Below are 10,714 nucleotides of genomic sequence, written 5' to 3' on the forward strand. Positions count from 1 at the left end.
AATATGGGCAGACGTGTGCCTTGATTCAGTTCATGTGGTCCGTCAGGCGGTCTTCAGCCCGCGGAGGGTGAGATCGGCGACCTGACGCAGGTCCTCCGGGCCGGTCCCCGCCTGGGCGAGAACACGGATGCCGGAGATGAGCGAGATGATCGTCAGTGCGGTCTCGCGTGGAGGGAGGTCGGCTTTGAGACTGCCGTCCCGCCGTCCCACGTCCACCGCCTGAACGAGCAGGGACGTCTGATGGGCCAGGCCACGGTCGAGGAGTTGTCCGATACGTTCGTCCTGCTTGACGAGGTCGGGTGCCATTCGGGAGTTGACGACCATGCAGCCGGCGGCATGACCGCGCCGGGCCGCATCGTCCTCTTCGATGAGGATGAGGTCCATCACGGCGTCCAGACGTTCGGCACCCGAGAGATCCTCGTCGCTGAGGGCATCCTCCTGTCGTCCGCCGGTGTCCCTGAGGTAGTGCTCCAGGGCCCGGATGAAGAGTTCGTCCTTGGAGCCGAAGGTGTTGTACAGGCTGCTACGACGCACGCCGGCTACCGTGCAGAGTTGCTCGGTCGACGTGTCGGCGTAGCCGTGCACCCGGAACTGGGCGACGGCCGCGTCCAGGGCGGCGGATTCGCTGAACTCTCGTGGTCTGGCCATGGAGACGAGCGTAGCAGTTTCTGGATAGTTGGGTACAAAATCGTCGACTGGAGGGCGCCCTACTGATGTTGGAGATATAACGACGGGGCAACGTTACGGTACCAATTTGCTAACAAGGTGAGCGAATTCAGCGAGGGCGCCCTATGATCTGCAGTATCCACTCCATCTATCGAAAGGACGTCACCATGGGTCTCGATGACAAGATCAAGAACACTGCCGAGGATGCCACCGGAAAGGCCAAGGAGGCTGCCGGCGATGTGACCGACAACGACAAGCTCAAGGGTGAGGGCAAGGTCGACCAGGCAAAGTCCAGCGTCAAGGATGCCACAGAGAACGCCAAGGACAAGATTTCCGAGGGCATCAACAAGATCACCGGCAACTGAGGGTAGGCGGGAGTCCACGATGAGTGCTGAAAACACCGCGCCTGACACCGCGAAGCGTCGGCGGTCGTCGGCGGGCCTGGTTGTCACGACGGCGATCGTTGTCATCGTGGCCATCGCCCTGATCATCCTGATCGGCCAGAACACCGACCAGGTCGACATGGGCTTCCTCGGGTGGGAGTTCGCGTTCCCTCTCTCGGTGGGACTGGTGGCGACAGCCGTCGGAGGCGCGATCGTCGCATTCGCCCTCTCCGGGATCATCGCCATCCGCCGGAGGAAATGACGCCGCGATTGTCCCCGCAAGGCGGGTTTCCTAGTGTCGCAGCCGCGCGAGCCGGGCGAGACTACAACTCGTACCGGTGGAATGCCACGGCGTGGTCCACGCCTGCGTGTGCGCCGGCGTCCGACGTGACGCCGCCGATGAGGTCACGGGGAGCCGGATGGTCGTCCAGTGCGGCGAGGTAGACCTTGTGCTGCTCCAAGGAGGCAATGCTGCGTTCGACCGCATCGGCGGAGACCGTGACCGCGTGCGTGGCTGGTGCTGACCCGAACACCAGCAGCTGCTCTGCCTGCCACCGGTCCAACACCCGTCCGTCGTCTGCGGTGATCTCCGGGAAGACCCACCGGTTTCCCGCGTCCCGCGCCGCATCGAGGGCGACAACCCCCGCCACACGGTGGTCCGCCTGGTTGAGCCCCCACGGCATCTCCATGTCCCACCCCAGGGTGAGCAGAGTGGTGGGGCGTACGTCCCGGATCACCGACGCCACCGCCCTCCTCAGATCCAGGGAGTACTCGAGCACCCCGTCCGGGAAGTCGAGAATCCGCAGGTCATCGACGCCGACCTGAGCGCACGCATGACGCTGTTCCTCGGCGCGGGCCGGCCCCGTTTCGGTGGGGTCCATCGAATCGATGCCGGCTTCTCCCGACGTCAGCAGAAGATAGGTGACCGGTATCCCGCGGTCGGTCCACTCCGCCACCGCGGCAGACGAGCCGTACTCCATGTCGTCGGGGTGGGCGACGATACAGAGGACGCGGTCGCCGTCGCCGAGGTCGAGCAGTTCGAGACGATCATCGTTCATGGTCCGGTCTCCCTACCTGTGGGTAAACGTTCACGGTCGGGACGGCACGTGATTACCTGACGTCCACGTTGTGGTCATTCAAGCACGGGAACATGTCGGTGACCACCCGCTCTCCCCGCAAAGGCCCACATGACGTCACCAGTTCACCCTCCACGTAGAACCCGACCGGTGGTCCGCGAGGTCCTCGTCCCGGCGGCGGCGGGACTGCTCGCCCTCTCGGTGCTCATCGCCGGTTGCCAGGCCAACGCCATTGAACGGGTGGCAGTCCCGGTACCTGCGTCTGACGAGGTGCGGACCGTCGCCCTCGACACCCCTCGCCTGGCCTCGGCCGACAACTTCCGCGATCTGGCCGGCACCGACCGGGCCTACAGCACCGGTGACGGCCACCTGAAGCCGGCTTCGGTCTACCGGTCGAACGCCCTGGACATCAATGACGACGACCTCGCCACTCTGCGGGACCTCGGAATCTCGACGGTGATCGACCTGCGGACCGACCGCGAGATCGAGGAGCACCCGGACCGCGTCCCCGCCGGGGCGGACTACGTCCCCATCGAGATCGCCGGGGGAGGGGCAACGGCAGCCAACCCCAGCGACGGTTTCTCAGTGGGGTCCCCGGAGGACGCCACAACCATGCTCGGGGAGCTCAACCGCAGTTTCGTCACCGACGACGGCATGAAGGCGCAGTTCGGGAAGGTCGTCACCGCTGTCGCCGCGGCTGACGGCCCGGTCGTCTTCCACTGCACTGCCGGCAAGGACCGCGCCGGGTGGACGAGCGCCGTGCTGCAGCTCGCCGCCGGCGTGACCGAGAAGGACGTCATCGACAACTACCTTGCGACAAACGACTACTCGAGGGACCGCATCGAGACCACCACCGAACAGGTCCGGGAGTCCGAGGGGGACGAGGCGGCGGACACCTACAGCGTGCTGCTCGGAGTACAGGAAGGGTTCCTGATCTCCGGGCTGAATGAGATGAAGGAGATCTACGGCGACGTGGACACCTACCTCGTCGACGGCCTCGGATTGGACGTCTCCACCGTGCAGACGCTGAAGGACAAGCTCGTCGAGGTCTGACGTGTCCACCGCCGTCGCCGGTTCGCCGGGCGATCTGAGCCAACGCTCAGGGCGCGAAACCTCCGATTTTCGGCCCCTGGGGTGGCTCAGATGCACACTCTGCGGTCAGGAGCATTCTCGCGTGGTTGACTCGGGAGCATGAACAGCGATGAGTTGCGTGACAACCCCCACTACGACGCCTTCGTGTCGGTGACGGCCGAGATCCTCGCCGGGTACGACGCCGCGTTGGACACTCTCGATGACGATACCGTGAACCGTTCGCCTCTCCCCGGCACGGTGAACACCGCCTTCGGTCTGGTCACCCACGTGCACGGGATGGCCCACTACTGGGGCGGTGCGTTCATCGGGGGAGAGGACATTGCCCGCGACCGGGACGCCGAGTTCCGTGCCTCGGGGACTGTGGCGGACGCGCGGCGTCTGGTCGACGAGGTCCGCGGCAGGTTGCCGGACTGGGCACGCATCGCCCTCACCGAGGGGATTCGTAACCGGGAGGCGACGGGGACGTCGCGCCGGGACACCGCCGAGGTGACCCCGGAGTGGGTTCTCGAGCACATCCTTCACGAACTCGCCCAGCACCTTGGGCACCTGGAGGTGTGCCGCGATGTGGTGGGGGTTGACGCATGGGCGAGACGTTGCTAGTTTAACTGCATGCACATGCAACGAGATGGAAACGCGGGCGCCTCCAGTGAGGCGGCCACTGTCGCGTGGTCGACGGTGGCGGCGTTCGCTTCCGCGGTTGATGCGGATCTGGATAAGTGGCTCGCTGCCCGTTATCGGGTGGGTCTGACGGAGCTCCGGGCACTGACGTTCCTCCGTGATGTCTCGGCGAAGGAGTTGCGGGTCAGTGAGCTCGCTCAGCGCCTCGGGCTCAGTCAGAGTTCCACTACCAGGCTGGTCAGTCGGCTGGAAGCTAAAGGTTTCGCCTACCGTGATGTGTGCGAGGATGACGGTCGCGGTGTCTATGCCGTTCTCGGTGAGGGCGGGGAAGGGTTGCTGCGTGAAGTGAGGGAGCCGTTCGAAGAGCGGGTCCGGGATGTGCTGGGGGATGTCTCCGCACACTTTCCTCACCTGAGCGCGGGTGCGCTTGACGGGGCACTGGAGGATGTTCGCTCGCTCGTTGAAGGTTGACGTCCGCGACGGTCGTTCGCGGACGTTTTTCTTTAGTCGGAAACATGCATGTGCATACATCAAAGTCTACGAAGGGAGATTCACATGCCCGCCAGCATTGAGGTGTACCTCGATTACGTCTGCCCGTTCTGCTTCCTGGTCGAGCCCGCGCTCGACGAACTGAAACGCGACCGCGACGTTGAAGTCACCATCCGCCCGTTCGAACTGCGTCCGCACCCGGTGCCCACGCTCCGGCCCGAGGACGACTACCTGCCACGCGTCTGGGAGGCGTCGGTGTACCCGATGTCTGAGCGCGTCGGGGTGCCGGTCACCCTGCCGACGGTCTCGCCGCAGCCGCGCACCGAGAAGGCCTTTCTCGTCCTGCAGCTCGCCCAGGAACAGGGGAGGGCCGAGAACTACACCGAGGCGATGTTCACCGCGTTCTTCCGCGAGGACAGGGATATCGGTGTCGAGGACACCATCATCGACATCGCCACCTCGGTGGGGCTCGATAGGGCAGAAGTGGTCGCCGCTCTGCACAGCGACGACCGACGAACGCAGCATCGCGAGAGTCTGGACCATGCGGTGAACACCATCGGGGTGCAGGCTGTCCCGGCGATCGCCGTCGACGGCGTCCTGCTTCGCGGCGTGCCCGGTGCCGCCAGGTTGAGGAAAGCTGTCGACCAGGCGCGGCAGGGGAGTGGGGTATGACCCGGGACAATTCCGGTGACACGGCGCTGATGGTATCGGCCGTCGAGCATGCGATTGCCCACGTTGAGCATGGTGGCCTCCCGTTTGTCGGAGTCGTCGCGGACAGTTCAGGACGTTCGTCCTGTTTTGGGACCAACGAAGTCCGTGAAACCGGTGACCCTACGGCCCATGCGGAGATCGCCGCGATGCGCGACGTCCTCGCGCAACGTGGGGCAGGCAGTCTGCAAGGGGCGCGCCTGTTCGCCACCGGTGAGCCCTGCGGCCTGTGTTTCCGCTTTGCCGTGGACCACGGCGTGGCCGCTGTCTATGTCGCCGTCGACCGCCATCGGGTGGCTCACTACGGCTTCGACTACCGGGCAAGCTACCGGCACTTCGGGATCACCGACGACCTGCGGGCGCGTCTGCTGCACCCCCTGCCCGTCCCCAAAGACGCCGAACCATTCACGCACTACCTGACCCTCAACAACGAAGGAACATCATCATGAACTGGCTCTATCTGACTATCGCGATCCTCTTCGAGGTCGCCGTCGGCATCTCGGCCGGCAACGCCAACGGCTTCAAACATCTCTGGTGGACGGTGTCCACCCTGATCTCCGGCGCGATCGCCACCTTCTTCCTCAGTCTGGCTCTGCTCACCTTCGACGTCGGGGTCGGCTACGCCCTGTGGACGTCGCTGGCCGGCGTCGGAATCGTGATCGTCGGGGCGCTCTTCCTGTCCCAGGCGCTGACCTGGCGGAAGCTCGTTGGCATCGGTGTCGTCATTGCTGGAGTCATCGGCCTCAACCTCACCGCCTGACACCACCCGACCTCCACATCACCTTGAAAGGACCTCTTCCATGACCACCAACACATCAACCACCACACCTTCGACGACCACTCCACCGACACCAGGGGACGGCAAGGCGGGGCCCTGGGCGGCGCTGCTTGTCGCGAGCCTCTTCGAGATGGGCTACGCGCTGAGCGTCAACGGCAGCGAGGGGTTCACGAACCTCCTCTGGTCAGCGGTTGCCATCGTGTTCTTCCTGTTCACCCTGTTCTTTCTCAGCGTTGCTTTGAAGCAGATCGACGTCGGCATCGGCTACGCGGTCTGGGCCGGGCTCGGTGCCGTCGGTGCGGCGGTACTCGGACCCGTGTTCTTTGACGAGACCCTGACGCTGGTCAAAGGTTTCTGGTTGGCCGTGATCATCGGCGGTGTCGTCTGGCTCAAGCTGGCTGACAGCCCGAAGCTCGGGGTGTCGTCGGCTGTGGCCTGACTTCGGGGTTCACTATCATTATCAATAATGATAGTGTTTGGACATGGCCACACCATCAGTCCTCCTACACCCCGTCCGGCTTCGTATCGTCCAGGTCCTCCGTGACGGTGAGGAGTTCACCACACACCAGATCCGTGAACTCCTCCCTGATATTCCCATCGCCACCCTGTACCGCCACGTTGCCACTCTCGTGGATGCCGGCGTTGTCGAGATCGCCGACGAACGCCAGGTGCGTGGCACCAGCGAGAAGATCTACCGCATCGCTCCCACCCTGGCTAACCCCACTGCGGAGGAGCTGAAGGCACTCACCCCGGACGACCTGCTCACGGTGTTCACCGTCTTCACGTCCGGGACTATCCGCGACATGGAGACCTACCTCCACACCGGCTCCCCGGAACTCGTCGAAGACCGCGTCAACTTCGCTCAGGCGGACTTCTGGGCAAGCGATGAGGAACTCGACAACTTCCTCGGGACTCTCACCGATGCGCTCCTGCAGCTCCGGAAGAACATACGGCGGGACGATCGCCGTCCACGGCGACTCACCACCATCCTCATGCCGAACGATATGCCGGACCCTGCGACCGGGAAGGAGGAGTCATGACAACGGTCAAGGACAGTGCCCAGGCCACGGACCTGACCATCGGCTACGGCGACAACGAGGTCCTGGGTCCGGTGGAGTTCTCGCTGCGACCGGGCGTCACCGCTCTCCTCGGCCGGAACGGTTCGGGGAAAACCACGTTAATGCGCACGTTGTGCGGAATCATCCCTGCCCTGGGCGGGCAGTGTACGGTGCTCGGATCCGAGATCAGAGATGGCTCACCCGTCCGCGCCCGTATCGGCTACCTCGGCCACGAGTCCGCACTGGCCTCGGCATTGACCGTGCAGGAGAACCTCCGTTTCTGGGAGTCAGTCACGGCCACCTATCCGGACAGCACACTTCTCAGCACCGAGGAACTGGTCGACCGCTTCGACCTTGCCGACCTGCTCGAAAAGAAGGTGACGCAGCTCAGTCGCGGGCAGCGACAACGTGCCGACCTCGCCCGACTGGCCATGACGGACCCGCAATTCGTTGTTCTCGATGAGCCGCTGACGGGGCTTGATCCTGTCTACGCCGCCCGTACGCGTGAGCTGCTGCGTGGATGGGGCGAGGAGCGGACCGTTCTGTACTCCACCCACAGTGTTCCCGAGGCGCTCGAGCTCGCTGACCGTTTCCTCGTGATCAGCGGGACACGGCTTGTCAGCATCAGTACAGACGGGGACGGCACAGAGGTGACGGAACAGATGATTCTCGACGTACTGGAGGCGACACCATGACCGGAACAACCGCACGGAGCACCGCATTCGCACGCCGCGCCTGGCAGCAACAACGCAGCACAGCCGTCTGGTTGGCCGCAGTCATAGGAGGACTGCTGGCCGTTCTCATCTTCGCCGGACCCGGCGGGATGAACACCGCCGGACTCGACGACCTCATCCCGGCAGAGGGCACTGGACTGGTGAGCGTCCGCGACACCGGGGGCGATCTCCTACCGGTGACGACCTACCTGTTGAGCATGGCCCCGGCGATTCTGGGAATGCTGGTTGCCGTTGTCGCGACATTGACGTTGCCGGGAGTCACCGCCGACGACATCAGTGGTGGAGGTATCGAGGTCCTGCTCGCAGGACCTGTACCGCGCCGGGCGCTCTTCCGCTCCTATCTGGGCGCCGGTCTACTGCTCACGGCCGCATCGTGGATTGTCGCAACAGCGACCTTCGGGATCGCCGCGGCCGTGACCGTCCTAGTACTCGATATCTCGGTGAGACTGTCCTTTTCCTTTGTCGTAGCGCTGGTGATCGTGCCACTCTCCATGGCAGTCTGGTCGGCCACGGCCACACTCTTCGGGGCCCTGCTCTATCCCGGTAGCCTTGAGACCAAGGCGGGGATGAACGGCGGACCGATCCGCCTGCTTGCGGTATTGCCGGCGATGATCGCTGTACCGACGGTCCTTCTGCTGCCCACCTGGGTCCTGCCGGCACTTGTCCTGGTGCTGGCGGTCACGTTGCTGGCCAGTGTTGCAGTGGTCGCCCTCACTGCCAGAGGTTTCCGCAGTACGAAGGTGCTCAGCACCTGAGAGGTAGTCTCGTCAGCGATGGCAACCACGAGGACAACGGCACCGGAGTTCCACCGCAGTACAGCGATACCGTCGCTGGAGCTGCGGCGGTCCTGTCGTGAGAACACCTGCTACCGTCCCCACACGCACGATGTCCTGTCCCTCGGACTCATCGATGAGGGGACATCTGTCCTCACCGGTGCGTTGACAGGACGGGTATCGTTGGCCCCGGGCGACGTCGTCGTTATCCCGCCAGGGCACGTCCACTCCTGTAACCCGAATACAGGACGGTGGCAGTACCAGATGACCCACCTGGATGCTGTGTGGGCGGACGACCTGACCCTGGCTATCAGTGGCTCGACAGGAGTCCGCGTCCTACGTTCTCCCGCTGTCTACGGTCAGCTCACGAACGTCAACGACGCGATCGCCGCGGATCGTCCTGCCGCAGAGTTGGAGCGCGAGTGCCGCCAGCTCGCCGTCATGTTCGGGAACGCAGAGCGCGAGGAGTCGGTGACTGTGCCAACAATGCGTGCTCCGACCGACGGACATCAGGCGTTGGCGGAGAGACTGCAGCCCGTCCTGCACCGCCTCCGGTATGACGACACGACGCCAGCTGTGGACGATCTTGCGGAGCTCGTCGGGTTGAGCCGTTACCAGCTCATCCGGGCAGTGAAGCAGGTGACCGGGTTGAGTCCGGTGGCGTGGAGACAGAACGCCCGGATCCTGGAGGCCCGACGAATGCTGCGCTCCGGTGCGGCCATCGCCGATACGGCGAGCAGGTTGGGATTCACCGACCAGAGTCATTTCCACCGGGTTTTCCAGGCCCATGTTGCCGCCACACCCGGCGCCTATCGGGGGTGAGTACGAACTCAAGCGCACGAACGTACAAGACGCCGTCGGCACCCGTGCCCGACACTGTCGGTCATGGACCAGTTTGTTGCCGTTGCCGTCGCTCATTTCCTTGCACTGTTGATCCCCGGGGTGGACTTCTTCCTCATCGTGCGGCTCAGCGTCGCCGAGGGATGGCGGCGTGCCAGCGCCGCGTGCCTGGGCATCGCCGTTGCCAACGGGATCATCATCGCGGCTGCTTTTTCTGGACTCGCGATGATTCAGGATCCGGTGGTGTTGGGCGTGGTTCAACTGGCTGGTGGACTGTTCCTCATCTACATCGGCGCCGTATTCCTCCGGTCGGTGACAGGGGAGCAGCGGGATGGTCTGGCGGTACCGGAGCGAGCGACGGCGTGTGACGGGACAGGCAGGACATACAACTCGCCGTGGGTGAGGAACGCCGGGCTCGGACTGGCCTCAGGGTTGCTGAATCCGAAGAATGCCCTGTTCTATGTCAGCCTGGCGACTGCTGTCTCAGGCGCCGGAGCGATGGCGCTGGCGGCCTACGGCGTGTGGATGGTCGGTCTGGTCCTGGTGTGGGACCTACTGGTCGCCGTCCTGTTCGGGTCTGGACGGGCGCTTCGCCGACTCGGGAGCATCGTGCCATGGCTGACGCGCATCGCCGGGGGCTTTCTCGTCCTGTTCGGCGTGGCCATGGTCGCCGAACTGCTCATTGAGCTGGGTCAGTGTGAAGCGATGAATACTTTCACGGTAGAAGAACTCCTGGAAGCCGAGCACGCGGGTTGGCAGTCGCTCTGCGAGTCTCGTGGCGGAACCTTCTACGGGCGGATGTTGACGGACGATGCTGTCTTCGTTCTGGTCAACGGGACGACGATGTCTCGTGAGCAGGTCGTCGACTCGCTCGACGGCGCGCCGTCGTGGGACACCTACAGGATTGAGGACGAGCAGCTCATCCACCTCAGTGACGATGCGGCGGCGCTGACCTACCGCGCCACCGCGACACGGTCGGATCTCACTGACCCGTTCACTGCTCTGATGTCCAGCGCGTACAGACGGGTAGAGGGCACGCCGCGGCTTGCCCTCTACCAGCAGACGGCGATTGCCGACTGACTGGCGAATCTACTCCTGGTTCTGCGGTGGCAGGGCAGCGATCGACGGATGATCGGTTCCGGTGGGGCCGGTTTTGGTCGCCCCGCCGGGAGACCCCAGTTCGTCGAAGAACGCGACATTGATGTCGTAGTAGTCCTCCCACTCGTCCGGGACGTCGTCTTCGTAGAAGATCGCCTCGACCGGACAGACGGGTTCACACGCACCGCAGTCGACGCACTCGTCCGGGTGGATGTAGAGCATGCGATTGCCCTCGTAGATGCAGTCGACCGGGCACTCTTCAATGCAGGCCCGGTCGAGGACATCCACGCAGGGCTGGGCGATCACGTAGGTCATACGTCAGTTCTTGGCGGCGGCGTAGCGCTCGGCGACGTCGTCCCAGTTGAACACGTTCCACACGGCCTTGACGTAGTCGGGCTTGA

Annotated in this window: 17 protein-coding genes and 1 pseudogene; 14 read left to right on the top strand and 4 right to left on the bottom strand. The window is 64.2% G+C overall.

Going from position 1 to position 10,714, the window contains the following annotated elements:
• Window positions 1-42 precede the first annotated feature (42 nt).
• On the bottom strand, window positions 43-648 hold the full coding sequence (locus PQI66_RS09015) for a TetR/AcrR family transcriptional regulator (RefSeq protein WP_339997615.1): 606 nt from the start codon (window positions 646-648) through the stop codon (window positions 43-45).
• Between the two features lie 185 nt (window positions 649-833).
• Here PQI66_RS09015 and PQI66_RS09020 point away from each other — a divergent pair, with 185 nt between their 5' ends.
• The gene (locus PQI66_RS09020; RefSeq protein WP_339997618.1) at window positions 834-1,031 is read left to right on the top strand and encodes a CsbD family protein; all 198 of its coding nucleotides are present in this window, start codon (window positions 834-836) and stop codon (window positions 1,029-1,031) included.
• 19 nt (window positions 1,032-1,050) lie between these two features.
• Complete coding sequence (locus PQI66_RS09025; protein ID WP_339997620.1) at window positions 1,051-1,311, top strand: LapA family protein; 261 nt, start codon at window positions 1,051-1,053, stop codon at window positions 1,309-1,311.
• A 61-nt stretch (window positions 1,312-1,372) separates the two neighbouring features.
• Here PQI66_RS09025 and PQI66_RS09030 read toward each other — a convergent pair whose 3' ends face one another.
• Window positions 1,373-2,107: a PIG-L deacetylase family protein gene (locus tag PQI66_RS09030; RefSeq protein WP_339997621.1), complete on the bottom strand. Its 735-nt coding sequence runs from the start codon at window positions 2,105-2,107 to the stop codon at window positions 1,373-1,375.
• A 168-nt stretch (window positions 2,108-2,275) separates the two neighbouring features.
• Between PQI66_RS09030 and PQI66_RS09035 the strand changes: the two genes are divergently transcribed.
• From PQI66_RS09035 to PQI66_RS09090, 12 genes are all read left to right on the top strand, one after another.
• Window positions 2,276-3,178, top strand: coding sequence for a tyrosine-protein phosphatase (locus tag PQI66_RS09035; protein WP_339997623.1), 903 nt, complete (start codon window positions 2,276-2,278; stop codon window positions 3,176-3,178).
• A gap of 138 nt (window positions 3,179-3,316) precedes the next feature.
• Window positions 3,317-3,817 carry a mycothiol transferase gene (locus PQI66_RS09040; protein WP_339997625.1) on the top strand — a complete coding sequence of 167 codons (501 nt, stop codon included), beginning with the start codon at window positions 3,317-3,319 and terminating at the stop codon, window positions 3,815-3,817.
• Window positions 3,818-3,826: 9 nt separating this feature from the next.
• Window positions 3,827-4,306, top strand: a complete 480-nt coding sequence (locus PQI66_RS09045) for a MarR family winged helix-turn-helix transcriptional regulator (RefSeq protein ID WP_339997627.1) — start codon at window positions 3,827-3,829, stop codon at window positions 4,304-4,306.
• An 84-nt stretch (window positions 4,307-4,390) separates the two neighbouring features.
• Window positions 4,391-4,996 carry a DsbA family oxidoreductase gene (locus PQI66_RS09050; RefSeq protein WP_339997629.1) on the top strand — a complete coding sequence of 202 codons (606 nt, stop codon included), beginning with the start codon at window positions 4,391-4,393 and terminating at the stop codon, window positions 4,994-4,996.
• Window positions 4,993-5,481, top strand: a complete 489-nt coding sequence (locus tag PQI66_RS09055) for a deaminase (protein ID WP_339997631.1) — start codon at window positions 4,993-4,995, stop codon at window positions 5,479-5,481. Before PQI66_RS09050 ends, PQI66_RS09055 begins: the two co-directional genes overlap by 4 nt.
• On the top strand, window positions 5,478-5,792 hold the full coding sequence (locus tag PQI66_RS09060; protein WP_339997632.1) for a DMT family transporter: 315 nt from the start codon (window positions 5,478-5,480) through the stop codon (window positions 5,790-5,792). The genes PQI66_RS09055 and PQI66_RS09060 overlap by 4 nt, the downstream gene beginning before the upstream one ends.
• Before the next feature lie 40 nt (window positions 5,793-5,832).
• Entirely contained in the window at window positions 5,833-6,249 is a 417-nt protein-coding gene (locus PQI66_RS09065; protein WP_339997634.1) for a DMT family transporter, read from the top strand.
• Between the two features lie 43 nt (window positions 6,250-6,292).
• Window positions 6,293-6,850, top strand: a complete 558-nt coding sequence (locus tag PQI66_RS09070; RefSeq protein WP_339997636.1) for a helix-turn-helix domain-containing protein — start codon at window positions 6,293-6,295, stop codon at window positions 6,848-6,850.
• Window positions 6,847-7,563 (top strand): ABC transporter ATP-binding protein, encoded by a 717-nt coding sequence (locus PQI66_RS09075; RefSeq protein WP_339997638.1) that lies wholly within the window; start codon window positions 6,847-6,849, stop codon window positions 7,561-7,563. The genes PQI66_RS09070 and PQI66_RS09075 overlap by 4 nt, the downstream gene beginning before the upstream one ends.
• On the top strand, window positions 7,560-8,357 hold the full coding sequence (locus tag PQI66_RS09080; RefSeq protein WP_339997640.1) for a hypothetical protein: 798 nt from the start codon (window positions 7,560-7,562) through the stop codon (window positions 8,355-8,357). Before PQI66_RS09075 ends, PQI66_RS09080 begins: the two co-directional genes overlap by 4 nt.
• A gap of 18 nt (window positions 8,358-8,375) precedes the next feature.
• On the top strand, window positions 8,376-9,197 hold the full coding sequence (locus PQI66_RS09085) for an AraC family transcriptional regulator (protein WP_339997641.1): 822 nt from the start codon (window positions 8,376-8,378) through the stop codon (window positions 9,195-9,197).
• Window positions 9,198-9,260: 63 nt separating this feature from the next.
• Window positions 9,261-10,295, top strand: a complete 1,035-nt coding sequence (locus PQI66_RS09090; RefSeq protein WP_339997642.1) for a LysE family transporter — start codon at window positions 9,261-9,263, stop codon at window positions 10,293-10,295.
• Between the two features lie 9 nt (window positions 10,296-10,304).
• On the opposite strand, the gene fdxA is transcribed toward PQI66_RS09090, so the two are convergent.
• Window positions 10,305-10,628 (bottom strand): ferredoxin, encoded by a 324-nt coding sequence (gene fdxA / locus PQI66_RS09095; RefSeq protein ID WP_339997643.1) that lies wholly within the window; start codon window positions 10,626-10,628, stop codon window positions 10,305-10,307.
• A gap of 3 nt (window positions 10,629-10,631) precedes the next feature.
• Window positions 10,632-10,714 (bottom strand): annotated as a pseudogene (locus tag PQI66_RS09100) (superoxide dismutase); the annotation flags it as partial.

This window comes from Corynebacterium sp. USCH3 (assembly GCF_037619475.1).
Classification (GTDB): Bacteria; Actinomycetota; Actinomycetes; order Mycobacteriales; family Mycobacteriaceae; genus Corynebacterium.

Bases quoted from the DNA above. Each gene is read 5' to 3' on its own strand.
- PQI66_RS09015 (WP_339997615.1), bottom strand. From the start codon at position 648: ATGGCCAGACCACGAGAGTTCAGCGAATCCGCCGCCCTGGACGCGGCC.
- PQI66_RS09020 (WP_339997618.1), top strand. From the start codon at position 834: ATGGGTCTCGATGACAAGATCAAGAACACTGCCGAGGATGCCACCGGA.
- PQI66_RS09025 (WP_339997620.1), top strand. From the start codon at position 1,051: ATGAGTGCTGAAAACACCGCGCCTGACACCGCGAAGCGTCGGCGGTCG.
- PQI66_RS09030 (WP_339997621.1), bottom strand. From the start codon at position 2,107: ATGAACGATGATCGTCTCGAACTGCTCGACCTCGGCGACGGCGACCGC.
- PQI66_RS09040 (WP_339997625.1), top strand. From the start codon at position 3,317: ATGAACAGCGATGAGTTGCGTGACAACCCCCACTACGACGCCTTCGTG.
- PQI66_RS09045 (WP_339997627.1), top strand. From the start codon at position 3,827: ATGCACATGCAACGAGATGGAAACGCGGGCGCCTCCAGTGAGGCGGCC.
- PQI66_RS09050 (WP_339997629.1), top strand. From the start codon at position 4,391: ATGCCCGCCAGCATTGAGGTGTACCTCGATTACGTCTGCCCGTTCTGC.
- PQI66_RS09055 (WP_339997631.1), top strand. From the start codon at position 4,993: ATGACCCGGGACAATTCCGGTGACACGGCGCTGATGGTATCGGCCGTC.
- PQI66_RS09060 (WP_339997632.1), top strand. From the start codon at position 5,478: ATGAACTGGCTCTATCTGACTATCGCGATCCTCTTCGAGGTCGCCGTC.
- PQI66_RS09065 (WP_339997634.1), top strand. From the start codon at position 5,833: ATGACCACCAACACATCAACCACCACACCTTCGACGACCACTCCACCG.
- PQI66_RS09070 (WP_339997636.1), top strand. From the start codon at position 6,293: ATGGCCACACCATCAGTCCTCCTACACCCCGTCCGGCTTCGTATCGTC.
- PQI66_RS09075 (WP_339997638.1), top strand. From the start codon at position 6,847: ATGACAACGGTCAAGGACAGTGCCCAGGCCACGGACCTGACCATCGGC.
- PQI66_RS09080 (WP_339997640.1), top strand. From the start codon at position 7,560: ATGACCGGAACAACCGCACGGAGCACCGCATTCGCACGCCGCGCCTGG.
- PQI66_RS09085 (WP_339997641.1), top strand. From the start codon at position 8,376: ATGGCAACCACGAGGACAACGGCACCGGAGTTCCACCGCAGTACAGCG.
- PQI66_RS09090 (WP_339997642.1), top strand. From the start codon at position 9,261: ATGGACCAGTTTGTTGCCGTTGCCGTCGCTCATTTCCTTGCACTGTTG.
- fdxA (WP_339997643.1), bottom strand. From the start codon at position 10,628: ATGACCTACGTGATCGCCCAGCCCTGCGTGGATGTCCTCGACCGGGCC.